Raw genomic sequence first — 23,560 nt, 5'->3', positions numbered from 1 at the left:
GGCAGGCGAAGCCCGGCGTGCAGACGAAGGGCGTGGCCTGGTAGCACATGCCCTCGTACGTGTGGTGGCGTGGGTCATGCCTCCAGTCATTGCGACAGAACGCTGCGCGAGTGTCGGCGGGGCGCGATGACACCCGAGGCGCGGACGCGGGGTCTGGTTTTGCGATCAGACGACCGGCAGCGAGCGCTTGCGCGTCGGCGCCGGCACGGGGTCCGACCACGGCTGCTCGCGCAGCTCGAAGCGGCCGAAGTCGTAGGGGCTGTTGGGCGCGGCCTCGGCGTGGACGAGGACCTCGCGCAGGCCCTCGCGGCGCAGCTTGTCGGCGCGGTAGTAGCAAAAGGGGTTGTTGCCCCGGCGGCCCAGGGTGCTGTGGCTCGTGAACGAGCAGCCGGCCATGCAGGTGTCGGCGTAGTAGCAGCTGGCGCAGTGGCCCCACAGCTCGGAGGTGTCGCGGTCGCGGGTGAAGCGGATCGGCGCGGCGTCGGCCCAGATGGTCTCGATGTCGAGATCGCGGACGTTGCCGCCGACGTAGGGCGCGGTGGGCAGGGAGGGGCAGCCCTTGATCACGCCGTCGGACTCGATGCCCATGACGAAGCGCCCCGCCTGGCAACCGGTGAAGTAGCGGTCGCTCCGGTCCGGGCGTGAGCGCAGCTTGCCCTCGTGGCGGCCGTAGTAGCCGAGGTTGTTGCCGAGGGTGACCCGGAAGGCGCGCATCGGGTCGAGGCCGGCGGCCGAGGCCCGAGCCTGCGCCCCGGCCTGGATCTCGGCGAGGGTGTCGATGATGTCGAGGACCATGTAGGGCTGGACGATCCAGCCCGGTCGGTCGGCGGCGCGGCCCATGGGCGCGGTCAGCTGGGCGCGCCAGACCAGGGCGCCGGCGGCCTCGAGCTCGGCGGCGATGGCCGGGAGCTCGTGCATGTTGAGCCGGTTGATCTGCGAGTTGCTCGTGACCAGGAGCCCCGCGGCGCGGGCGTTGTGGATCGCCTGGATCGCGGCGGCGTGGCTGCCCGGGCTGGCGCGCAGGGTGTCGTGGGTCTCGGCGGTGCCGTCGACGGACACGCCCACGGCGGCCAGGCCCGCCTCTTCGAGCTTGCGCGCGCGCCCTTCGGTCAGCCCGCGGCCGCCGGTCTGCATGGTCACGCGCAGCCCGTGCCCGCGCAGGTGGGCGATGAGGGCGTAGACGTCGCTGCGCAGGTAGGCCTCGCCGCCGATCAGCGTGACCTCGCGGGCGCCCAGGCGGGCGAGGGAGTCGGCGACCTCGAACAGCTCCTCGGTGCTCAGCTCGTCCTCGCGCACCGGCCCCGCCCGCGAGCCGCAGTGGGCGCAGGCGTGGTCGCAGCGCAGCGTGATCTCCCAGACCACGTAGACGGGCCGGGGGGTGTCGCGCTCCTCGGGGCGGATGCTGCGGGGGCTGACCATGGCGCGATGGTAGCAGGGCCACGCAGCTCAGCGCCGCTTGGTAGCTTTTTTCTTGGCGGCCCTCTTCTTCTTCTTGGCGACCTTCGGCGGCAGCTCCTCCGCGAACGCGCGGGCCGGCTTTAGCCAGCTCTCGAGCTGCCGCTTGGTCTTCAAGCCCTCGACGCCGACGTAGACCATGCCCTTCATGGGTCGGCCGGTGAAGTCCATGGGCCGGGCGTGCTTGCGGCCGAGGACCTTCTCGAAGCGCGCTTCGCCCACGCGGAGCATGAGCTCGTCCTTGACCACGCCGGCGGTCATGTTGCCGTGGATCAAAAAGCACAGCCCGCCGAACATTTTTTTCTCTGCGTAGCCGGGGGTCGTCGCGAGGAGATCGCGGACCCGATCGGCGAGGCCTTCGTCGTACGCCATGGGGGGAGCATCGCCCAGACGCGGGGTTGGGTGCCAGGCGAGGCGGATCAGCCCCGGCGTCGGGCCCGAACGCGGCGGCGCATCGTCGCCGGAAACAGCGCTCCGTCGAGCAAGAGCGAGCGAAACCAGGACCGGGCCGGGTCGTGGTTTTGCGCCCGCGGCCACCACAGCACGACGGGCGCGGCGGGGAGCTCGATGGGCGGGGCGAGCACGCGGACGCCGAACAGGGCCTTGGCGCGCTCGGCCACGACGCTGGCGACGGTCGAGATCATGTCGGACTCGGCGACGGCCAGCGGGGCCGAGACGAAGTGCGGCACCCACAGCCCGACGCGGCGCTGGAGCTCGCGCTCGGCGAGCACGCGATCGACGACCCCGCGGCCGCGGCCTTCGAAGCGGACCACGACGTGGTCCGTGGCCAGGTAGGTCTCGAGCGAGAGCCGGCGGCCGATGCTGGGGTGACCCCGGCGGGCGATGACCTCGAAGGGCTCTTCGAACAGCACGGCGTGGTCGAGGCCGGCTCCGTGCACGAGCCCCGTGCCGGCGAGGATGAAGTCGAGGCCGCCGCCTTGGAGGGCCGCGGCCGACTCGGCGGTGAGGCGCTCGATCGACAGCCGGACCCCCGGGGCGTGGTCGCGCAGATAGGCCAAGACGGTGTGCAGCGCGGTGAACTCGAAGTAGTCGACGGAGGCGACGCGCAGGGTGAGGGAGGCGCTCGCGGGGTCGAAGGCGGGGCCGCCCCCGAGCGCGGCGCCGAGCTGCTCGAGGGCGTCGGGCAAGCTGGTCGCGATCTCTTGGGCGCGGGCGGAGAGCACGAAGCGGCGGCCCTGGGGGACGAGCAGGGGGTCGTCGAACTGGGCCCGGAGCTTGGCCAGGGCGTGGCTCATGGCGCTCTGGCTGACGCCGACCTCCCGCGCGGCGGCCCCAACGGCGCGGTGGCGCAGCAGCGCGGCGAGGGCCGGGACGAGGTTCAGGTTGAAGGACCGAATATCGAAATCGCTCATGTGTGACCTGATTAGATTTCACTTTTTATCATGTCCGGCCGACCCTAGGCTCCAACCCATGCGACGAAGCGCGCTTGGATTCATCGTCCTGTCTGTGCTCCTCGGGTGTCGCCCACGGCTGGACGCCGTGGCGGTCGAGTCGAGGACGCCGGTCGCCGAAGGGTCTGGGGTCCACGCCTGCTGGGTCGAGAGCCGGGCGACCCTGGGCTTCACGGCCTCGGCGATCCTGATCCACCACCCCACGGGCGGCTCGATCCTCATCGACGCGGGCAACAGCTCGAATTTCGACGCCGAGATCGAGCCCTACGAGGGCCAGACCAAGCGCTGGCTGGCGACCTTCCCGGCCGCGCTCGCGCCCAAGCTGCCCCTCGACGAGCTCTTGCGCGAGCTCGGCGTGGACCCGGCGAGCCTGACCGCCGTCGTGCCCACCCACGCCCACCTCGACCACATCGGGGGCATCTTGGATCTGCCCGAGCCGCCGGTGTGGGTCTCGGAGGAGGAGGCGGCGTTGATCGAGCGCGGCCGAGAGGCGGTCATCGAGGAGGTCATGCCTGCGCACGCGGAGGCGGTGGCGGGGCTCATCGAGCCGCTGCGCTTCGTCGACGAGCCCTACGAGATCTTCGACCGCCACGCCGACTTGTTCGGCGACGGCAGCGTGGTCGTCGTGCCCATGCCGGGGCACACCCCGGGCAGCGTGGGTGTGTTCGTCACGCTCCCCGACCACCGCCGCGTCTTTCACGTCGGCGACGCGGTCAACGAGCGCGCTCAGGTCAGGAAGCTCCGGGGCAAGACCCTGGCGATGAAGCGGACGGACTCGGACCGCGTGGCGGCCAACGTCAACGTGGGGCGGCTCCACGCCCTCGCGGAGGCGCTGCCCGAGCTCGCGATCTTGCCGGCGCACGAGCGGGCGGCCTGGGTCGACGCGTTTGGCGAGCCGACCTCGTCGTGTCCGGCCGGGTGAGCGCAGCCATGGTTGGGGTCCTGCCCCGCCCGCGCGTGGGCGTTGCTGTCCCTCGCGCAATTCTTCCCCGGCGAGGGGAGGCCTCGGCTATGCTCGCGCCATGCGCATGTGCCCCCAGTGCGATGGTTTTGTCCCGGCTAGCATCGATCGATGCCCAAACTGCGACCATCGAGTCGAGCCGCCGCGCGCCAAGGGCATGAGCTTGCGCGGCAAGGTCGCGACGACGCTGCTCGGCGCGGGCACGGCGATGACCCTGATGGCCTGCTACGGCGCGCCCTGTGGGGCCGACGACGAGTGCTTCGGGCCCATCGACGACACCGGCGGCCCCGAGGAGACCTGCAACCCGCAGGCGAACGTCACTGCCCTGACCCCAGGCACGACCACGCAAGGTGGCAGCCTCGCGGCGCTGGCGGGCAGCGACAAGGGCAGCTGCGGCGGCGACGGAGACGAGGACGTCTACCAGTGGACCCCGCCCGCGCCCGGCGACTACCGCCTGTCCGTCGACGCGAGCATGGACACGGTGCTCTACGTGCGCACCCCGGACACGGTCCAGGGCGGCAGCTGCGGGACGGAGCTGGCCTGCGTCGATGATGTCGACGGCGCGCAAAACCCCGTCGTCGACGTCACCGTCAACGACACGGAGCCGCTCATCGTCGTCGTCGACGCCTTCGGCACCGACGGCGCGGGCGACTACGCGCTGACCATCCAGGAGATTTGAGTCGTGGGCGTGGGGCAGGGAGGGCGCGGCGTCGTCCACGACGTCTAGAGTCGTCATGGCGGGCCGTCGCCTCGACGTGTTGTCGACGGACTTCTTCCCGGCCTACGTGGTCTGGGAGCTGACCTTGCGCTGTGATTTGGCCTGTCGCCACTGCGGCTCCCGGGCAGGGCCTGCGCGGCCGGTCGAGCTGACGACGAGCGAGGCCGTGGCGGTGGCCGAGGAGCTCGGGCGCATGGGCGCCCGGGAGGTCGTGCTGATCGGCGGCGAGGCCTACCTGCACGAGGGCTTCCTCGAGGTCGTCGAGGCCCTCGCCCGCGCCGGGGTCGTGCCCGTGATGACCACCGGCGGCCGGGGGGTCGACGAGGCCCTCGCGCGGGCCATGGCCGAGGCCGGGCTGCGCCGGGTCAGCGTCAGCATCGACGGGCTCGAGCCGACCCACGATCGCATGCGCGGCTTTAGGGGCAGCTTCGCGGCCGCGCTCGCGGCCCTCGATCACTGCGCCGCCGCGGGCCTGTCGATCTCCGCCAATACCAACCTCAACCGCCTCAACTGGGGCGACCTCGAGGCCCTCTACGAGCAGCACCTGCGCGGGCGCGTGCGCAGCTGGCAGCTCCAGATCACCACGCCCCTGGGCCGCGCGGCCGACCGCACCGCGATGATCTTCCAGCCCTTCGATCTGCTCGAGCTGCTCCCGCGGGTCGCCGCGCTCAAGCGCCGGGCCTTCGCCGAGGGCGTGCTGATCCTCCCGGGCAACAACCTGGGCTACTTCGGGCCGGAGGAGGGCCTTTTGCGCTCGCAAACGCCCGAGGGCACCGACCACTGGCAGGGCTGCCAGGCCGGGCGCTTCGTCATGGGCATCGAGTCCGACGGCGCGGTCAAGGGCTGCCCCTCGCTGCAGACGGCGGCCTACGTCGGCGGCAAGGTCCTCGAGCGCGGGCTCGCCGAGATCTGGAACGAGGCGCCACAGCTCGCCTTCACCCGCGAGCGCAGCGTCGAGGATCTGTGGGGCTACTGCCGCGGCTGCGTGTTCGCAAAGACCTGCCTGGGCGGGTGCAGCTTCACGGCCCACGCGGTGTTCGGGCGCCCAGGCAACAACCCCTACTGCCACTACCGGGCCCGGGACTTCGCCAAGCGAGGCCTGCGCGAGCGCCTGGTCCCGACCGAGGCCGCCGAGGGGACGCCCTTCGACAACGGGCTGTTCGAGGTCGTGGAGGAGCCCCTCGACGCGCCCGATCCCGAGGCGGCGCTGGAGCCCCGCGAGCTCGTGCAGATCACCCGACGGCCGGGGTCGACGCCTGCTCAGACGCCGCGGGATCCGGCCGGCGGGGGAGCGTGACCGTGAAGGTGGTGCCGCCGCTGTCGTTGCCGGCGTAGGCAATGTCGCCGCCGTGGGCCCGGACGATGTCTCGGACCAGGGGCAGGCCGAGGCCCATGCCCGAGGACTTGGTCGTGGCGAAGGGCGCGAACAGGTCCGGGAGGTCCTCGGGCACGCCGACGCCCTCGTCGATGACGTCGACGCGGACGCCCCCCTCTTCGGTGGCCTGGGCGCGCAGGCGCAGGACCTCGCCGCGCTCGTGCATGGCCTCGAGGGCGTTCTTGCACAGGTTGAGGAACACCTGCTCGAGCTTGTTGGCGCTGGCGAACAGGCGCGGGAGCTCGCCCTCGATCTCGGACTCGATGAGCAGGCCTCGATCCTTGGCCTGGAGGGTCAGGGTGTGCTCGACCTTGGCGAGGACCTCGGCGATGTCGGTCATCGACAGCTGCAGCTTGGTCGGCCGGTGGTAGGAGCGGAACTCGTCGAGCAGGGTGTTGAGGCGCTGGATCTCCCCGAGCAGGGCGTCGACCTTGGGCCCGAGCTCGCCGCGGTCGGGGCGATCGACGCGCCTGCGCAGGAGCTGGGCCTGGAGGAACATGGCGTTGAGCGGGTTGCCGACCTCGTGGGCGAACACCGAGGCCATCATGCCGATGCTAGCGAGGCGCTCGGACTGGGCGAGCTTGGTCCGCAGCTGCTCGCGCTCGGTGATGTCCTGGCCGACGCTGACCAGGCCGAGGACCTCGCCGGCCTCGTCGTAGACCGCGTTGCCCCACCACTCGATCAGCCGCTCCTCGCCCGAGCGGGTCCGGATCGGGTTGACGTTGCGCGCGACCTCGACACCGTCGATGCCCCGGGCGTAGAGCTCGCGCAGCCGCTCGCGCTCGTGCTCGGGGATGAAGCGGTCGAACCAGTCCTTGCCCTCGACCTCTTCGAGGGCGTAGCCGCTCAGGTCGCGCATGTAGTCGTTGAACAGCACGACGCGCCCCTGGGGATCCATGAACAGCACGATCGCGTTGGTTGAGCGCATCAACCGGGCGACGAAATTGGTCTCGCTCGAGAGTTCGGTCAGGGAGGTCATGGAGGCGCAACCACCAAACCACGATTCGCCAGCGGCGAAAAGCGCGGGCGCTGATTGGGCGGCGAGGGAGCGGCCGCGAGCGCGGGGGGCCCTTGGGGGCTCGGCTCAGCGCAGCAAGGTCAGATAGCCGTCGATGCTGTAGTGCCCGCCCGAGCCCTTGAAGTCGAGGCGGAACATCTGCGGGTTGAGCAGGCCGGCGCGGGCGAAGGCGCCGTCGTCGAGGCCCTCGAGCGCCACGCTGATGATGCGCGTGCCGATCAGGTCGTCCTGGGACCACTCGCGCATCCAGCTGACGAAGGAGCTGACGACCCAGGAGGTCACGGCGACGACGGGGACGGCTCGGGACGCCAGGCCGGCGACCCCGGCGACGGCCCCGAGCCGGCCGCGGACGTGGGGTTGGAGGCCGGACCACAGCTGGGCGACGTTTTGGTCGAAGCCCTCGACGTCCTTCTCGACCAGGGTCAGGGTGATCGAGTAGGTCGCGGGCCAGCTCGGCGCGGTCGCGAGCAGGGGGACCTCGGCGAGGACCTGGCCGCCCTCGTACTCGACGAGCTCGCCGACCTCGAAGTCGTCGTCGATCATCCGGGGGTCGAGGGGGGTGACGTTGCCGAAGGGGTCCGTGCAAAAGCCCCCGAGGACGATCTCGTCGGCGCCGGCCTCGTTGGTCTCGGCCCAGCAGCGGACCTCCGTGCCGACCAGGGCGATCCTCGGGCCGCGGGGCACGGCCGGGGCCTCTGGCTCTGGCTCGGGCGCGTTGGGGTCGATGATCTGGATGCCCGAGAAGCTGGCGGAGGAGGGCGGCGCGGCGCCGTCGAGCTCGGCGTGGGCGCGGGCCTGGTCGCGGCCCGGGGCGCGCTTGGCTCGGGCGGCGACGATGTTCTGGACCCCGCGATCGATGTCGTTCTTGGCGGCGCGACCGGGGGCGGCCGCGTGCGCCCGGAAGCTTCTTTGCAGATCGCCGAGGACCTGCTCCCCGACGGCGCGGATCTGCGGGTCGCTCGGGGCACAGGGCGTGGGGAAGGAGGGCAAGCCCGCGCCCGAGGGCTGCGCTCCAGCGGCGACGACGGCTCGGGGAGACACCGGAGGGAGAAAATACTTGGGCATGGCTACGAAGCCAGTATAGGCGCGTCCACGGGGGACGCCGCTGCCCAATCGCGTCGCCGTCATGGACCACGCGAAGCGGCCGGCTTTCACGCTGACCTCGGGGTGGGCTTGGTTGTCTCGATCGTCAGGGCATCAGGCTCAGCCAGCGCTCGACCTCGGCGACGGCTGCGTCGTCGTGGGCGGCCGCGTGGGCGTCTCGAGCTCGCTCGGCGAGGCGTCGGGCCCGGTCCAGATCGCCGCCGCTGCGGACGAGGGCCTTGGCGTGGACGAAGCGGACCTCGGCGGACGGTCGGGGCCCGGGGCGGGCGCGGTCGAGGATGGCCTCGGCCGTTTCGGCGCGGCGCAGGGCCTCGGCGCCGTCGCCCTCGAGGAGCGCGAGCTCGGCCAGGCCGACGAGGCAGGGCAGGGCAGGGGGTCCGAGCTCGAGGTCCCGGTCCTGGTCCCCGCGAGGGGAAGACCCGTTGTGGGGGGCGAGCTGCGCGGCGAGGTCGAGGGCGCGGGCATAGCTGGCCCGCGCGGCCTCGAAGTCGGCGCGGGCGCGCTGGCTGTCGGCGAGCTGGACCAGCGGCGTGATCAGCCGAGGGTCTCGCGTCCCGTGGGCGACCTCGAGGCGGGACAGGGCGTCTTGCCGGCGCCGCTCGGCCTGCTCGGGCTCACCTCGGGCGAGGTCGACCTGCACGCAGCGCTCTTGGACGCGGGCGAACTCGGGGTGCCCAGGCTCGAGGACCAGCTCGGCGATGGCGAGTCCGCGGGCGCAGTGGGCCTGGGCTTGGTCGAGGTCGCCGCGGGCCAGGGCGAGGGCGGCCTGGTCGACGAGCAGGGCGGCGGTCGTGGGGTGGCGCGGCCCGAAGGCCTTGCGACGGATCGCCATGGCCCGGGTCAGGCTGCGCGCGGCGTCCTCCAGGCGTCCGCTCGCGAGCTGGGCGCGGGCGAGGGCCGTGAGCGTGTCGGCCTGATAGGGCTGCTCGGGGCTGGGAATCTGGGCGTGCAGCTCGAGGGCTCGCTCGAGCAGCTCGCGGGCGCGGTCGACCTCGCCCATGGCGAGGGTGGCCTCGCCGCGCAGGGTGAGCAGCTGGGCGACGTAGGGGTGGCGCTCACCGACGATCGGGCGCCACAGCGCGAGGGACTCGTCGAAGCTCTGCAAGGCGGCGCGGGCCTGCCCGTCGGCGAGCTTGGCCATGCCCAGGTTGCGGATGGCCGAGGCGGTGATGGGGTGGCGGGCGCCGATGGCCTGGGTGCGCAGCTCGACGGCCGCGCGGCTCGAGTCGATGGCCGCCGCGTAGTCGCCGAGGCCCAGGTGGATCTTGAGCATCAGGTAGTGGCCCTCGGCCGCGTCGAGGCCCGTGGGGTCGGGGAGCTCGGCGGCGAGCACCTCGGCGTGGCGCATCCAGCTCTGGGCCTCGCGCGGGGAGCCCTGGTTGGCGAGGGTCGTGGCGAGGGAGCGCGCGCTCCGGAACGCGACCTCGACGGCGCCGGCGTCCATGGCCCCGAAGTAGGCGCGCTCGAGGCTGGCCCGCGCGGTGGGCAGGCCGTTGATGAGCTCGGCGCGGCCTTCGGCGAAGCGCGCGGTGGCCAGCAGCGGCGGCCAGTCGAGGGCCTCGGCCTCGATCCGGGCCTGCCGGGCGAGCTCGAGGGCCTCCTCGAATTCGCCCCGGTTGCGCAGCCGATCGGCGGCGACCACCTGGGCGCGCACGCGCTGGAGCTGCGGGCGAATGTCCGGGGGCGGGAGCGGCAGCCGGCGCAGGGCGGTGGGGTCGAGGCAAGAGTCGATGGGGTCGAGGTAAGACGCGATGCGGACGGCCCGGCGCGCGGTCTTGCGGTCGAGGGTCGCGAGCTGGTCGACGGTGGCCTCGAGCTGAAAGCGGCGGTCCTCGAAGCACCACGCGGCGCGATCGAGGCGCTCGGCGTCCCAGTCCCCGGCGATGCTCCCGTGGGCGCAGACCTCGGCCCGCCCGCTCCGCCACGCGCCGGCGTAGTCGTCGAGCCAGGGCAGCAAGGTCTCGAGGTCGTCGCGGGTGAAGTCCAGCTCCGTGGCCAGGAGGTTGGTCTCGATGCGCTCGCGCGCGGCGGGGTTCCAGATCGCGTCGATCACCGCGCCCTCGGCCTCGCACGCGGCGACGCGCGCTCGGGCCTGCTCGCGCTCGTGCTGCCGCCAGCCCAGGGCCAAGCTCGCGCCCACGGCCAGGACGCCGACGCCGGCCAGGGCGCCCTGCCAGCGCCACCGCCGGCGGCCGCGGTCGAGGGCGTCGAGGAGGGCGCCGAGGCTCGGCCAGCGCTGCTCGGGCTCGGGGGCGAGGCCGCGGCGCAGGACCTGCTCGAGCCAGCGCGGCGCTCGGGACCGGGCGTCCTTGGGCAGGGGCCGGACGCGCTGCTCGGTGATGTTGGTGTAGCGCTCGCCGAGGTTTTGACCGTCGAAGGGGCGCTCGCCGTAGAGGGCCTCCCACAGGCTCACGCAGAACGCGAACTGGTCGGCGGCGGGGGTCAGCGCGTCGGCGCGCAGCTGCTCGGGGGCCATGTAGGCCGGCGTCCCGGCGATGTGCCCGACGGTCGCCTCGGTCAGCACGGAGCTGGAGCCCGAGATGGAGTCGACGTCGGCGTCGTTGGTGGGCTCGGTGTTGGCGCTCGGGCGGGCGAGGCCGAAGTCCATGACCAGGACCTCCCGCCTGCGCGAGACCATCACGTTGTCGGGCTTGAAGTCGCGGTGGATCAGCTCGCTGGCGTGGGCCGCCCGGAGCCCCTCGCCGGCGAGCAGGAACAGGGCCAGGATGTCACGCCAGCGTCGCTCCCGATGCTCGAGCCACGCGCGCAGGGTCCGGCCCTCGACGAAGGCCATGGCGACGTAGACCCGGCCGTTGTGCTCGCCGACGTCGTGGACCGCGACGACGTTGGGGTGGGTCAGCTTGGCCATGGCCTGGGCCTCGCGCAGCAGGGCGCGGCGGTTGGCCTCGTCGGTCCCGCCGCGGAGGATCTTGAGGGCGACCCTGCGGTCGAGCTCGGGGTCGTAGCCGAGGTAGACCGTGCCCATGCCCCCCGCGCCGAGCTTGCGCAGGACGACGTAGCGGCCGAGGGCGTCGCCCTTGTCGAGGCGCCGGCGCAGGCCCGACGCGGCCGCGCGCTCGCCCTGGTGGTTTCGCTCGCCCGACCCCGACAGACGCACCACGGTGCTGGCCGCGGCCAGCTCTCCGGTGGCGGGCAGGGTGTCTTGCGAGGACTCCATCGCAGCGTCCGAGGGACGCGACGACCCTAGTGCGGTACCGCCGCAGGTGGCAAGCTGGGGAGACCTTCAGTCCTGCCCGGGCAGGCTGCCGCAGCGGTCGACGGGCCCATGATCGGGCGTCGTGAACGGATGGCTCGGCTCGGGCATGATGAGGACGATGAGACGCTCGCGCTTCACTGCACCGTTGACCACCCTGGGGCTCACCTTCGCGCTCACGATCAGCTTCGCAGGCTGCAAGTCCGAGTCGAAGCCCGTCCACGACGATCGCTGCGGCTGCACCTTCACCCCCGCGCCGATGATGCGGGCCGACCCCGAGGTGCGCGAAGACGGGCTGCTCGGCTACGGCAACGGCTTCGCCGAGCTCTACGCGCGCATGGACATCGTGCCCCGCAGAGAGGGCGAGGCGCTGTCCCTGGCCTCGTGGCTCTACCTCCAGACCGTCGCCGAGATCTCCGAGAGCCCCGAGACCATCGTCTCGCCCAAGCCGCGCTACTTCGAGGTGCCGGGGGAGGGCGGCAAGCGACCCGCGGCGATGCTCGAGACGACCTTCCACGTCAACGGGGTCCAGGTCCGCATGCGCCGGGTGATGGTCGACACGGGCCGCGACCTGTTGCTGTTGCAGCTGTGGACCCTGGCCAATCGCTGGGAACGACACGCCGACGCGATCGAGACGATGACCCGATCGCTTCGCCTCGACGACGTCGAGCGCAGCACCTTCGGCAAGCCGGCGGCCCTCGACTCGGCGCCCTTGTTCGAGGCGCGCGAGGCCTTCTCGACCAAGATCGCCGTGACCGAGGAGGCCGATCCGGAGCTCTCCCCGGAGGAGCAGGCGGCCGTCAGCGCGGCCCTCGACGAGCAGCTCCAGCCCCCCGAGGGCTCGGGCTACGAGCTGATCCGCTACGCCGCCGCGCCCGGGCCGATGCGCGCCTACCTGACCCAGGACCCCGGGGACGGCAAAAAACACCCGGCGGTGCTGTGGGTCGAGGGGGGCTTCGGCGGCCCCTCGGAGGCGCTGTGGACCGAGGCCCCCGCCGACAACGACCCGAGCGCGCTGGCCTTCTCCAAGGCGGGGATCGTCGTGATGTCCCCGGCCTTCCGCGGCGAGCTGGGCAACCCCGGCCAGGTCGAGCAGTGGTACGGCGAGACCGAGGACGTGCTCGCCGCCCTCGAGCACCTGCGCGCCGTGCCCTGGGTCGACCCCGAGCGCGTCTACCTCGCCGGCCACAGCACCGGCGGGACCCAGGTGCTGCTCGCCGCCGTGGCCGGCGCAGAGTTTCGGGCCGCGTTCGTATTTGGCGCCCGGGCCGATCTCGAGCCCGTCGTCCGGGAGGGGGGCTACGGCTTCGAGGTGTTCGACATCCAGGACCCGCGCGAGGCCTACTTCCGCTCGCCGATCCACTGGGTCCGCTTCCTCGAGCGCCCGGTGTTCGCCTTCGAGGGCGACCGCGAGTACGTCGCCGATCTCCTCGACATGGCCGAGCAGGCCCAGGCCGCGAACAGGCCGATGTGGACGTATTTGGTCCCCCTCGGCGACCACAACAGCATCCTCGCCCCCGTCGAGGGCCTGGTCGTCCAGCGCATCCTCGGCGACACCTCCCCGCATCCGGTGTTCACCTTCGCCGAGCCCGAGCTCTTCGACGCCATGCTCGCCGCGCAGCCCGACCTGCTCGACGACGTCGACACGCTCCTCACCGGGGAGTGAACGCCGCCCGCTGCGACCAATGCGCGTGTGGCTTTGGGGGGTTTTGAAGCTTTGACTTCACCAAGGTCGACCCTCATGGGGCTGCAAACGCCGTCCGGACCCGTGATAGGCTGGCGCCAACATGCGCAAGCTGTCTGCTCCCATCGCGCTGATCCTGAGCCTCGCGCTCCCGACCTCCGCTCTGGCCATGAGCCCCACGCCGACCGGGCCGCGAGCCGTCGTCGCCCCGGCCGATGAGATGAGCGAGGAAGAGAAGCTCGAGAAGGCCAAAGAGCTCTACGTCGCCGCCGAGGGCCTGGCCCAGGACGGCAACTGGACCGCGGCCATGCCCCTCTACGAGCAGGCCTACTACCTCGTGCCGGGCAAGCACGGCTTCGCCTACAAAGTCGGCATCGCGTCCCACAAGATCGACGACTGCGACAAGACCTACACCTACCTCACCCACTTCGTGACCTACGCGACCGACGAGAAGTACGCGGACAAGGTCGCAGAGGCCAACGGCATCCTCGCCGAGCTCGAGGAGCGCAACTGTCGGACGCCGGAGCCGGAGCCGGAGCCGGAGCCGGAGCCCGTCGCCGACGAGAACCCCCTCGACAACCCCCTCGCGGAGGACAGCGACACGCCCGGGGGCGGCAAGGACAAGGACAAGGAGAAGAAGGACAACGGCCTGCTCGTGGGCGGCGCCGTGATGCTCACCATCGGTGTGCTGGCCGCGGGCGCGGGCGGGGCGGGCTTCGCCGTCGCCAACAGCCGCGTCAACGAGCTCCAGAGCCTGTCCTCGCTCCAGACCAACACGGGCTTCCCCGTGGGCGACTACTCCTGCCCCAGCGGCGAGCCCTGCCCCTCGGACCTCGAGGGCCAGGCCCAGGGCATGAACGTGCTCGGTTACGTCGGCGTGGGCCTCGGCGGCGCCCTGGTCATCGGCGGCGCGGCGCTCATCGCCGTGCACGTGGTCAAGAAGAACAAAAAGGGCGGCAAGTCGGCGTCGACGAAGAGCGGCGCGGAGCTGACCGGGCTGGGGCCGATGATGCTCCCCGGCGGCGGCGGTGCGGCAGCGTCCCTTGCCTTTTAGGACCCCGCAGGCGGTTGGGGCTGGGGTCGCTTCGTCGCTCCGCTCCTCCGCTTGGGCTTGTCCTCAATGATGTTCGTGCCCTCTAGGGGGCGTGTGGTCGCCCCTAGGAGTCGCCCACCCCGGCCGCGCCGGGACCCATGATCCACGAAAGCATCGTCCACGGACTCAGCTGGCGCTGAACCCGTGGGCGGCTGCCTTTCTCGGCAGGGGCGTTTGTCTTTGTGGGGGTGTGGGCGTCGAAGGGGGCTGGGGGCCTCGAGCTGGTCGTTCGGCTGGCGCGGCCTCATTGCGCTGGTTGCTCGGCTGGCGCGGCCTCACTGGTCGGCGGTTGGGTGGGCGGCCTCGGGGGTCTGGCCGGTGTAGGCGAGGCCGAGGCGGAGCAGGGCCCAGGCGACGCCGGTGATCGCGGTTGCGACCAGGCTCAGGGCGAGGTCGGGGGAGAAGCGGCGGATGGTCGCCATCGGGGCGCCGATCATTCGGGGGACGAGGCCGGTGAGCAGGGCGGCGACGATGGCGGTGCTGAGCAGGGGGAACCACAGGCTGAACAGGCCAAAGGCGCTGCTGGTCTTGGCTCGGAGGGCGTCGCGGCCGAGCCAGGCCCACGCGGCGCAGGCGAGGAAGGCCAGGGGGGAGAGGGCGAGCAGGAGGAAGGTCAGCTTGGCGCCCCAGCGGCCGCCCTCGCCGTCGTCGTCGAGCTCGAGGGCGCGGGCGGTGATGCCCAGAGACAGCGGGGCGGTCTCGCCAAAGCCGACGCCGCTGCCGGCGTTGACGAGCACGACCGCGGCGGAGCGCGTGTCGGGGACGAGGGTGATGAGGGTCTCGGTGCCGGGGCTGGCTCCGGAGTGCCACGCGCTCCCGTTTTGGGGGTCCAGGAACCAGCCAAAGCCGTAGTGGGGCGAGGCCTCGCTGGCGGGTTGGAGCATGGCGGCCTTGCCCTCGGCGCTGAGGATGTCGTCCTGGCCGTTGACCATGACCTGGGCGTAGCGGGCGAGGTCTTCGGCGCTGGCGACGATGCCACCTTGGGGCGCGGAGCCCGTGGGGAAGGCGTAGGGAGGTCGCGGGCGCTTGGTCCCGAACCAGGGCAGGTGGCCGCGGGCGACCTCCGGGTGGGCGGTGCCGTCAGCGGCGAAGCTGTGCGCCATGCCGACGGGCTCGAGGATCTTGGACGCGACGTAGTCGGCGTAGGGTTGCCCGCTGCGCTCCTCGATCACGCGGCCGAGGATCTGGTAGTTCGCGTTCGAGTAGGCCCAGGTCGTGCCCGGGGCGTTGGCGGGCGTCAGCGCGGCGAGGGCCTCGACCTCGACCGCGAGCCGACCCTCGGCGTCGCCCGTGGCCGAGTTGCCCTGCAGGGTCGAGTAGCCGCTGGTGTGGCTGAGCAGCTGGCGGATGGTCGCGTCGCCAGCGGGCCGGTCGGCGAAGGCGTCGAGGTGCTCGGCGACCGCGTCGTCGAGGTCGAGGGCGCCGGCCTCGGCGAGCTGCATGATCGCGAGGGCGGTGAAGCTCTTGGAGATCGAGCCGGTCACGAAGGGGGTCTGGGCGGTGACCGCCTCGCCCCCGCCGAGCAGCGTCACGCCGTGGCCGCCAGCGGCCACGAGCTCGCCATCGACGACCACCGCATGGGCCACGCCGGGGGCTCTGGAGGCTGGCAGCGCGCCCTCGATGAAGGCGTCGATCGAGCCCTCGGGGACAGCTGCCCGGGGCGCACCGGCGAAGCCGAGGGCGAGGACGCCAAGGAGGGCGAGGGCCCCGAGCCGTGCGCGGGGTGAAGTGCTGCGGTCGCGGTGCATCATCGTGGCGACCTTCAGTCGAGGGCGGCGAAGTCGACCCCGGTCAGCTCCGCGGAGACCTCCCACAGGCGCTTGGCGACGGCGGGGTCGTGGGCTCGGGGCTTGGCCGCGACCTTGACCGGCGGGCCCTTGAGCTCGAAGGCGCCGCCGGGTCCGATGTAGTCGCCGCCGCGGACCTCGGGGTGGGTGGCGGCGTAGAGCGTGGGCAGGGCGCCCTGGGCCGCGGTCTGGGCGAAGCGGGTGTTGCCGATGTGCATCATCCGCTCGGACACCGAGGCCTTGGCCATGCGCGGGCCGGCGTACTGCAAGTTGGTGTCGGAGTAGCCGGGGTGCCCGGCGGCGGCGAGCATGCGCCGGGCGGCCTCGTCGCTCGCGGCCTCGAGCTTGCGCTGGAGCTCGAACATGAACAGCAAGTTGGCGAGCTTGCTCTGGCAGTAGGCCATCCACTTGTCGTAGCGGCGCTCTCGCTGGAGGTCGTCGAAGCGGATCTTGCCGAACTTGTGGGCCACGCTGGCCACGCTGACGACGCGCACCGAGCCGGCGGGGTCTTGGCTCCGGGCCGCCGACGCGGCGATCAGCGCCGGCATCAGGCGGCCGGTGAGCGCGAAGTGGCCCAGGTGGTTGGTGCCCAGCTGCATCTCGAAGCCGTCGGCGGTGGTCCGCCGGGGCAGGGCCATGACGCCGGCGTTGTTGATCAGCAGGTCGAGGCGCGGGGAGTCCTCGAGCACCCCCTCGGCGAAGGCGCGGATCGACTCGAGGGAGGCCAGGTCGAGGGCCCGGAACTCGAGCAAGCTGGCGTCGTGGGTGGGGACCAGGCGCGCGCGCAGCTCGGCGATGGCGGCCTCGGCCTTGTCGCGGCTGCGGCAGGCGAGGATCACCTTGGCGCCCTTGCTGACCAGGCCGAGGGTGGTCTCGAAGCCGAGGCCGCTGTTGGCCCCGGTGACCACCGCCGTGGTCCCGCTCAGGTCGGGGATGTCGTCGGCGCTCCAGGCTGCGTTGGCGGGCATGTCCGGGTCATAGCGCCTGCAGCGGGACCTGTCAGGCCCCTCCAGCCAAAAGGCGGGAGGGGCCCGTCACACCCCGCGCGAAGCGGGGGCTCGCGCTCGCTTCGGTCAGCGACGCCGACGAAGGCCCAGGCCCAGGGCGCCGAGGATGGCCAGGCCGAACAGCCCGTGGCCGCCGCGCTGCTCATCGCTGGCCGAGCAGGTGCAGCTGCCCCCCTCGGCGTTTTGGATCGCGTTGGCGCGGGCCTTCTCGTTGTGCTCCGCGAGCATCTGGTCGATGAGATCGGTGTTGTCGACGAGGTTGATCAGCGGGGCGTTCTCCGCCATGGACTCCTGGTCGACGTCCTCCTCCCAGGGCATCTCGTCGGGGAACTCGGGCCAGACCGGGTTGGGGTTGTCGAAGGCGACGACGCGGCCGTCGGGCAGGGTCACCTCGGTCACGCCGTTGCACAGGTTGTTCTGGCTGGCGATGCGGGTCCGCTGGACCTCGGGCAGGGTGTCGTTGATCCGGAAGATCGGGTCCTCCATCATCTCGGCCGGCGAGATGGTGGTGTACATCCGGGTCAGGTAGCTGTTCTCGTCGAGCAGCGCGCGGGCGGCCAGGCCGGGGTCGGTGATCCGCTCTTGCATGCGCTCGGCGAAGGCGGCGGCGTCCCAGGCGGCCAGGTCGACGTCCTCCTCGTAGCAGCTCATGCAGTCATAAAAGACCGACTCGTCGACGCCCTCGGGGGCCGGGATGAACTCCTGCAGCATCCCGCGCAGCAGCGGGTGGTTGTAGATGCACTCGTTGTTCCACTCGAGGTCGCACTCGAGGATGCCCTTGCCCTCGAGGGCCTCGATCACGCCCACGGGGCTGTCGGCGAAGGCGTCGAGGCCCGAGGGGTCCCAGCCGAGCTGGTGGACCCGGTTGCGGTTGATCACCGAGCTGGGGCCGGCGTACTCGGTCACGAAGGCGTTGCCGTTGGCCATGTCCGCGTCCACGGCCATGGTGATGACCTCTTTGTAGTTGGCCGCGTTGTTGAACCAGTCGATCTTGAGGGGGTTGACCAGGACGTGGCGGTAGTTGACCGGGACCGTGCGCGCGTCCTGGAGGAAGAACACGCGGATGTCCATGTTCTCGACGGCCGCGATCCGGGTCAGCTTGATCGGCACGCAGGACTCGTCCCCGTCGTAGCGCAGGGTGACGGGGTGGATCTCGCTGACCTCGGCGTCATTGGTCAGCTTGAGGGCCACGAACAGGTGCCCGTCGGCGAGGTACTCGCCGAGGATGGGCTCGGCGGCGGGGTCCTGCTGGTAGCCGTTGTCGTTGAGCCAGGTCATCACGCCCTCGACGGTGCCGCCGTCGAGCACGGCGATCTCGAAGGCGCCGACGGTGGTCTCGAGCACGACGTTGGGGTTGCCGTTTCCGCCGTCCGTGCCCTCGTCGCTGCCGGCCTCGTCTTCGCCGAGGTCGTCGCCGCCCCAGCCGTCCTCGGTCTCCTCACCGCAAAACTCGTTCGACACCGTGAGCCCGTAGCTGGGCACGGAGGCGTTGAGCATGGTGCTGAACAGGTTGTCCGAGCCGACGCTGAAGGTCGGGATGGCGGTCACGGGGATGACCCAGGCGAACTGCTCGGCCTCGGCGTCGGGGTCGTACTGGATCTGGATGTGGGCCTCGACGAAGCCGTCGCCGATGTGGAACAGGATGTTCTCGCCGGTCTGGTCGACGGGCATGGCCTGGGGGCCCTGGTCGCAGAAGGTCCCGCCGCAGGCCTGGGCGAGGTTGGGGAGGAGGAGGGCTCCCGCCAGGGCGGCGGTCGCGGCGAGGGGGGCGAGGTTCAGGGTCTTCATGGTGCGGGGGGGTCGCAGGCAAAGTGCCATGGGCGAGGGGTTTCGATCACGCGGTCGCAAGCGTTCGCTCCGCGGGGGCGCGCAAATTGCGGACCGCCCCGGCGCAGAGCGCTGGGGCGGTCCGATCGCGCCCGATTCGGAGCCGAGGCTCAGCGGGGCAGCGGGATGTCGTCGTCGGGGACGATGCCGGCGACCACCACGGGCTCCGCGTCGTTCAGGCCCAGGTCGAGGCTCGGCGCCAGGCAGGCGAAGGCCAGCACCAAGGCGGCGGCGAGGGGGGCGACGAGGAGGGCGGCGGTGGTGCGGGGAGCGGTCATCTTCGGTCCTGATTTGGCGCTCATCGAGCGGCTTCGACTTGGATGTGCCGTGACCCCGACGCATCGATCACGGTTGGGGCATTCTGGGATGAAAAAAATGTCGTGGTGCTTCTCTCGGCCCGATCAACCCGCCAGGCGCCGCTGATGGCGCCGACATGCACGAAGAGCGCTCGGCGCGGTTTCGCGCGAGCGCTCTTCAGAGTCACGTCTTCGCTGTGGGAGAGGGGCAGGCTCAACCCTCGAGCTTCTCGACGATGATGTCGATGAACTCTTCGGAGTTGAGATCCTTGTACTTGTAGCTGCTCTCGAACCACCCGACGATCGGATCGTCCTCGCCGCCCTTGGCCCGGCGGGTCAGCGAGCGGTGCTCGTTGCACAGATCCGCGAGCCGACCGAGCACGCCGGGCCCCGCGTCGTGGTCGCGGTAGCGCTTGCGCAGCCACTTGAAGATGAAATAGACGAGCACCGGGTCGGCGTCGGAGAGCTCGCGGAAGGACTCACCCGTGGTCATGGTGCCGAGCTCGATGCCCTCGAGGAGCCTCAGGGCGGTTCGTTTTTCGTGTTCGAAGGCCATCGCGTGCTCGGGCCAGCATAGCCGTCTTGGCCGCCAACGAAAGGGGCGATGGCCGAGCTTTTGCGACTTTATTGAGGCAGCCCGAGTCAGCCCTCGCGCAGCCAGGCGAGGGCCTGGGCCTGGTCTTCGAAGAAGCCGACCCGGTCCGAGCGACCGATGAGGGCGATGATGATCCGGGCCACGACGCGGTTGAAGTTGTCCATGCCGCAAAAGGCCATGCGGTGGTAGTCGAGCTCGGCGGCCCGGGCCTCGAGTTCCCTGCGCGTCGCCCTCGGGATGGCGCCCGGGCTCTCGGCGTGGTCGAGGAGCACCAGCCTCCGCTCGAGGCCATGGATGAGCGCCTTGGACTGATCCAGGAGCGAGTCGACGTGCTCGGGCCGGAACTCACCGACGAGCTCGATGCGCGCGCAATGGTTGGCCTCATCCCAGCGCACTCGGTGATCCATGCCCCATCGTACCCACGCGCGGCTCGTGGGGCGCGCTCAGTTTTGGCGTAGCCAGGTCAGGGCCTCGGTCTCGGTCGCGAAAAAGCCCGTCTTATGGGCGCGTCCGAGCAGCGCGATGATGATCCGAGCCACGATGCGGTTGAAGTTGCCCATGCCGTAGAAGGCCAGGCGGTCATAGTCGATGGCCTCGCCGCGCCGCTCGAGGACCTCGCGGGTTGCGCTCGACACCACCCCGGGGCTCTGGCTGTAGTCGATGACCAACAGCCGAGGAGCGCGGGAGGTCAAGAGCACGGCGGCCTGCTCCATGTTGGCCTCGGCCTGCTCCGGCAGCAGCTCGCCGACGACGCGAATGCGCACGCAGCCGTTGCCTTCATCCCACCAGACCGCGTGCTCCATGGGCGCCGGAAGGGCTCACTCGATGTCGCCCATGGACTGCAGGCAGGCGGTCAGGCCCTGCTTGAGGTTGCGGTGGGTCTGGACCTCGGAGATGTCGAGGCCGAGGCTGACCATGGTCAGGGCGACGGCCGGCTGGACGCCGGTGAGCATGCACTGCACGCCGAGCAGGCGCGCGGCCTGGACCACCCGGGTCAGGTGCGCGGCGGTGTCGGTGTCGACGAGCTCGATGCCGGTGACGTCGAGGAGCACGAAGCGGACCGAGCCCGAGTGGATCATCTGCAGGAGCCGGTCGGAGACGTCGTTGGCCCGGTCCGAGTCGAGCACGCCGATGATCGGCATGACCAGGATGTGGTCCCACAGCTGGAGCACCGGCGTCGACAGCTTGAGGATGGTCTCGCGCTGGCGCTGAATGAGCTCCTTTTGCGCGGTGATCTCTTCGAGCTTGGCCTGGAGCTCGCGCTCGTTCTTCGTCGCCCTGTCGATCTCCTCGTTGAGATCCTGCATGACGATGTTGACCCCGTACTCCACGGCAGCCAGGGCGTCGTCGTGATCGACCCGGATGGGCTGGAAGGTCCCGGCCGCGGCCGCGGCGAGGGATTCTTCGAGGGCCGTCAGTCTCTGGTTGAGATCGTCGATCGACATCGTGGGGAGCCGAGCTTAGCACCTCGGCTAGAGGCCAAACAGGTATGCGAGCTTCACGAACAGCACGTCCTCGTGGCGAGCATTGCCGGCGCCGAGGTTGGTGAACATCTTCTCCGGGCGATACTCGACGACACCCTCGGTCTCCGAGAGCACGGTCCGGTGTGTGTACGCGACAAACAGGAAGGAGCCGGGCAGGTACTCCCAGCGAAGGATCGAGTTGCTGGTCAGGCTGGTCAGGCCGCGGTCGACGGTGCCAAACCAAGGGTCGCGCTCGATGGCGACCAGGAGGTCGGGGGCGTCGAGCTGATAGAAGCTGTAGTGGCGAGCCGTCGAGTACAGCAGCTGATTGAAGCTCGTCAGTGACAGCCGGGGCGTGATCGCCAGCGTGAGCCGAAAATTGATGTTGGAGTTGATGAGCGCCGCCCGAGCGAAGATGGGCTTGGCGTCGATTTCGCGCTCCGCGACCCAGCGCGGCCGGTTGAACTGGGTGTTGACGCTCGAGCCCAGGCTCATCTGCAGGCGGTCGACGGGGCGCACGGCGAGATCGAGGAACACGTCGGGGCCCGGGTTGCCGTCCTGCTCGCCGTAGGCGCCCCCGAGGCTGCCCGATACGCGCTTGTTTCGGGGCGTGCTCACGCGAAAGCCGCTCCACCAGTGGAGGGGGACCTCCCAGGGGATGTTGCCCCGGGTCTCGAACAGGTTGTACTGGGGGAGGTGGCCGCCGGCGAAGGCCGTGATCCGCCACAGCCCGAGGGTCTCGAGGCTCCAGTCCGTGAACAGCTGCTTGCGCGTCAGCTCGCCCTGGAAGCTGGTCCCGACGATGACCTCGGCCCGACCGGACAGCTGGCGGACCTGGCCGATGGGTTGGGCGTTGAACACCGACAGCCCCGTCGCGGCGCTGACGTAGTTGTTCCGGGTCATGAAGCCCATGTCCGAGAAGTTGGCGTGGGGCGTCAGGAACTCGCTGTTGAGGTTCCAGCGGGTCCGCCGGCCCGAGCGGACGAGGGAGGTCTGGCCGCCCATGCCCGACTTCTCGCCGTCGTGGGTGGCGATGACCTGGGCGCCGTGGGTCCAGCGCTGGCGGAAGTTGATGTTGTAGTCGATGCCGCCCGTGGTCGCGCCGGGGTGGTCGGGGCTGGCCCGGGTGACGTTGGTGACGATGCCGCCGATCCAGGTCTGGGGGTCGAAGTGCTTGCGCACCCGGGCGACGTTCCAGGAGGTGAGCGGATCGGCCGGCACGCGCTGCTCGCTGCCGTCGCTGAAGCGCTGGACGCCCCAGGTTGGGCCGGTCACGGCCGAGAGCGCGCCGACGATCCAGCCGGGGGCGACCTGGCCCGTGAGTCTGGCCGAGCCGAGCACCCGCGAGATGGGGTCGAGGCCGACGAGCGAGGCCTGCTCCTCTTCGCCGAACACCACCCGGCTCGTGGGCGAGGCCGCGCCGGGGCTCGGGGCCGCGCCGACGCGGCGCGAGTAGAACAGCGCGAAGCCGGTCTCGAAGATCTCCTTGGACTCGAGGAAAAAGCGGCGCTTTTCGGGGAAGAAGACCTCGAAGGGGCCGAGGTTGAGGACGGCCGCGTCGACCTCGGCCTGGCCAAAGTCGGGGTTGACGGCCAGATCCAGGGTCAGGTCGCCGGTGATCCCATACTTGAGGTCGAAGCCGGCGTTGGGCAGGGCGCGCCACGACTGGTCGAGGCTGTCGGGGGGGCGCTGGAGGGCGAAGCGGCCGGAGGTGTAGGGCTGCAGCTCGAGGTTGAGGCCCGCGTCGATGCCGGTGATGTTGGTCCAGTCGATGGCCTCGGACACCCGCGCGGGCACGCCCTGGGGCACGAAGCTGAGCCGGTCGACCTCGTCGCCCTCGTTGATCGAGCGCTGGACGTTGACGCCGATGGTGTTGGCGTCTTGCCGCTCGAAGCGGAGGGTCGCCCAGGGCACGAAGATCTCGGCCGTCCACCCGACGGGGCTCTTGCTGCCCGCGGCCTGAAACACGCCGTCCCACAGCAGCTCCTGGTTGGTGTCGCGGAACAGCTGGCCGTCGAAGATCGCCCCCGAGGGGCTGACCCCGAACACGTAGCCGTTGGTGTCGTCGCCGTTCGAGTCGATCTCGACGACGACGAGATCCGAGGGCACGAGCTGGTCGCGCTGGAAGAAGGGGGCGATGACCGACTCGGGGTCTTGGTGGCAGACGAAGGCGAAGTAGAGGCCGCGCTCGCCGTAGGCGACCCGGACCTCGGTGCGCTTCGAGGGCGCGCCGCCGAACACCGGGGCGCGCTGGACCAGCTCCGGGAGCAGGGGGACCGGGGCCCAGGCGTCCTCATTGGGGACACCATCGATCTCGATGGCCGCGTCGTCGAAGCGGGTCGAGGGGATCGCGAGGCCGCGGCGGTCGTGAGCTCGCGTGGCGCGGGGTGCCGAGGTGGGTGTCGAGGCCGCGTCGTCGGGCCCGCTCGCTTCGGCCGGGGCGGCGGCGGCTCGCAGCGGGAGGGCGAGGGCACAGGTGCAGGCCCAGGCCAGGACCGCCAGGGAGCACGGGCGCGGGCGCGAAGGGGAGGGCATCGGCGGCTTGGGCGAG

Annotated in this window: 21 protein-coding genes; 6 read left to right on the top strand and 15 right to left on the bottom strand. The window is 71.1% G+C overall.

The features are described from left to right. Positions 1–165 precede the first annotated feature (165 nt). Genes PPSIR1_RS29565 through PPSIR1_RS29555 form a run of 3 tightly spaced genes read right to left on the bottom strand, consistent with a single transcriptional unit; the run spans position 166 to position 2,828 of the window. On the bottom strand, positions 166–1,419 hold the full coding sequence (locus PPSIR1_RS29565) for a radical SAM/SPASM domain-containing protein (protein WP_006974888.1): 1,254 nt from the start codon (positions 1,417–1,419) through the stop codon (positions 166–168). Between the two features lie 27 nt (positions 1,420–1,446). Further along, complete coding sequence (locus PPSIR1_RS29560; protein ID WP_006974887.1) at positions 1,447–1,827, bottom strand: TfoX/Sxy family protein; 381 nt, start codon at positions 1,825–1,827, stop codon at positions 1,447–1,449. Between the two features lie 47 nt (positions 1,828–1,874). Continuing rightward, complete coding sequence (locus tag PPSIR1_RS29555) at positions 1,875–2,828, bottom strand: LysR family transcriptional regulator (RefSeq protein ID WP_006974886.1); 954 nt, start codon at positions 2,826–2,828, stop codon at positions 1,875–1,877. Positions 2,829–2,886: 58 nt separating this feature from the next. Between PPSIR1_RS29555 and PPSIR1_RS29550 the strand changes: the two genes are divergently transcribed. The 3 genes from PPSIR1_RS29550 to PPSIR1_RS29540 all read left to right on the top strand — a co-directional run bounded on the left by PPSIR1_RS29550 (position 2,887) and on the right by PPSIR1_RS29540 (position 5,843). After that, on the top strand, positions 2,887–3,789 hold the full coding sequence (locus PPSIR1_RS29550) for an MBL fold metallo-hydrolase (RefSeq protein ID WP_157596106.1): 903 nt from the start codon (positions 2,887–2,889) through the stop codon (positions 3,787–3,789). A gap of 100 nt (positions 3,790–3,889) precedes the next feature. Next, a complete protein-coding gene (locus PPSIR1_RS29545) occupies positions 3,890–4,507 on the top strand; it encodes a hypothetical protein (RefSeq protein WP_157596105.1) in 618 nt (205 codons plus the stop codon). Positions 4,508–4,562: 55 nt separating this feature from the next. Next, positions 4,563–5,843 carry a radical SAM/SPASM domain-containing protein gene (locus PPSIR1_RS29540; RefSeq protein ID WP_006974883.1) on the top strand — a complete coding sequence of 427 codons (1,281 nt, stop codon included), beginning with the start codon at positions 4,563–4,565 and terminating at the stop codon, positions 5,841–5,843. Here PPSIR1_RS29540 and PPSIR1_RS29535 read toward each other — a convergent pair. From PPSIR1_RS29535 to PPSIR1_RS29525, 3 genes are all read right to left on the bottom strand, one after another. Next, positions 5,779–6,900, bottom strand: coding sequence for a two-component system sensor histidine kinase NtrB (locus PPSIR1_RS29535; RefSeq protein ID WP_006974882.1), 1,122 nt, complete (start codon positions 6,898–6,900; stop codon positions 5,779–5,781). The genes PPSIR1_RS29540 and PPSIR1_RS29535 overlap by 65 nt on opposite strands. Before the next feature lie 105 nt (positions 6,901–7,005). Beyond that, a complete protein-coding gene (locus PPSIR1_RS29530; protein WP_157596104.1) occupies positions 7,006–8,004 on the bottom strand; it encodes a hypothetical protein in 999 nt (332 codons plus the stop codon). A gap of 124 nt (positions 8,005–8,128) precedes the next feature. Continuing rightward, complete coding sequence (locus tag PPSIR1_RS29525; RefSeq protein WP_006974880.1) at positions 8,129–11,221, bottom strand: serine/threonine-protein kinase; 3,093 nt, start codon at positions 11,219–11,221, stop codon at positions 8,129–8,131. A 184-nt stretch (positions 11,222–11,405) separates the two neighbouring features. On the opposite strand from PPSIR1_RS29525, the gene PPSIR1_RS44195 reads away from it, so the two are divergent. Together PPSIR1_RS44195 and PPSIR1_RS29515 are read left to right on the top strand one after the other, a co-directional pair. Beyond that, on the top strand, positions 11,406–12,923 hold the full coding sequence (locus tag PPSIR1_RS44195) for an alpha/beta hydrolase family protein (RefSeq protein ID WP_006974878.1): 1,518 nt from the start codon (positions 11,406–11,408) through the stop codon (positions 12,921–12,923). A 121-nt stretch (positions 12,924–13,044) separates the two neighbouring features. Next, a complete protein-coding gene (locus tag PPSIR1_RS29515; RefSeq protein ID WP_006974877.1) occupies positions 13,045–13,995 on the top strand; it encodes a hypothetical protein in 951 nt (316 codons plus the stop codon). A gap of 314 nt (positions 13,996–14,309) precedes the next feature. Here PPSIR1_RS29515 and PPSIR1_RS29510 read toward each other — a convergent pair whose 3' ends face one another. Next, positions 14,310–15,608 (bottom strand): serine hydrolase, encoded by a 1,299-nt coding sequence (locus PPSIR1_RS29510; protein ID WP_198154641.1) that lies wholly within the window; start codon positions 15,606–15,608, stop codon positions 14,310–14,312. Between PPSIR1_RS29510 and PPSIR1_RS49650 the strand changes: the two genes are divergently transcribed. After that, on the top strand, positions 15,570–15,761 hold the full coding sequence (locus PPSIR1_RS49650) for a hypothetical protein (RefSeq protein WP_006974875.1): 192 nt from the start codon (positions 15,570–15,572) through the stop codon (positions 15,759–15,761). The genes PPSIR1_RS29510 and PPSIR1_RS49650 overlap by 39 nt on opposite strands. 35 nt (positions 15,762–15,796) lie before the next feature. Here PPSIR1_RS49650 and PPSIR1_RS29500 read toward each other — a convergent pair whose 3' ends face one another. The 8 genes from PPSIR1_RS29500 to PPSIR1_RS29470 form a co-directional block, all read right to left on the bottom strand. Then, entirely contained in the window at positions 15,797–16,789 is a 993-nt protein-coding gene (locus PPSIR1_RS29500) for an oxidoreductase (RefSeq protein WP_006974874.1), read from the bottom strand. Between the two features lie 105 nt (positions 16,790–16,894). Next, positions 16,895–18,616, bottom strand: a complete 1,722-nt coding sequence (locus PPSIR1_RS29495) for a DUF2330 domain-containing protein (protein WP_006974873.1) — start codon at positions 18,614–18,616, stop codon at positions 16,895–16,897. A 149-nt stretch (positions 18,617–18,765) separates the two neighbouring features. Further along, entirely contained in the window at positions 18,766–18,933 is a 168-nt protein-coding gene (locus tag PPSIR1_RS48405) for a hypothetical protein (protein WP_006974872.1), read from the bottom strand. A 232-nt stretch (positions 18,934–19,165) separates the two neighbouring features. After that, positions 19,166–19,507 carry a hypothetical protein gene (locus PPSIR1_RS29490; protein ID WP_006974871.1) on the bottom strand — a complete coding sequence of 114 codons (342 nt, stop codon included), beginning with the start codon at positions 19,505–19,507 and terminating at the stop codon, positions 19,166–19,168. 86 nt (positions 19,508–19,593) lie between these two features. Next, positions 19,594–19,953 carry an STAS/SEC14 domain-containing protein gene (locus PPSIR1_RS29485; RefSeq protein WP_006974870.1) on the bottom strand — a complete coding sequence of 120 codons (360 nt, stop codon included), beginning with the start codon at positions 19,951–19,953 and terminating at the stop codon, positions 19,594–19,596. Between the two features lie 36 nt (positions 19,954–19,989). Then, the gene (locus PPSIR1_RS29480) at positions 19,990–20,349 is read right to left on the bottom strand and encodes an STAS/SEC14 domain-containing protein (RefSeq protein WP_006974869.1); all 360 of its coding nucleotides are present in this window, start codon (positions 20,347–20,349) and stop codon (positions 19,990–19,992) included. Positions 20,350–20,364: 15 nt separating this feature from the next. Beyond that, positions 20,365–20,991: an STAS domain-containing protein gene (locus PPSIR1_RS29475; protein ID WP_006974868.1), complete on the bottom strand. Its 627-nt coding sequence runs from the start codon at positions 20,989–20,991 to the stop codon at positions 20,365–20,367. Positions 20,992–21,018: 27 nt separating this feature from the next. Next, a complete protein-coding gene (locus PPSIR1_RS29470) occupies positions 21,019–23,544 on the bottom strand; it encodes a DUF5916 domain-containing protein (protein WP_006974867.1) in 2,526 nt (841 codons plus the stop codon). Between the last annotated feature and the right edge of the window lie 16 nt (positions 23,545–23,560).

The organism is Plesiocystis pacifica SIR-1 (assembly GCF_000170895.1).
Taxonomy (GTDB): domain Bacteria; phylum Myxococcota_A; class Polyangia; order Nannocystales; family Nannocystaceae; genus Plesiocystis; species Plesiocystis pacifica.
This window is presented reverse-complemented; position numbering and strand designations above follow the sequence as displayed.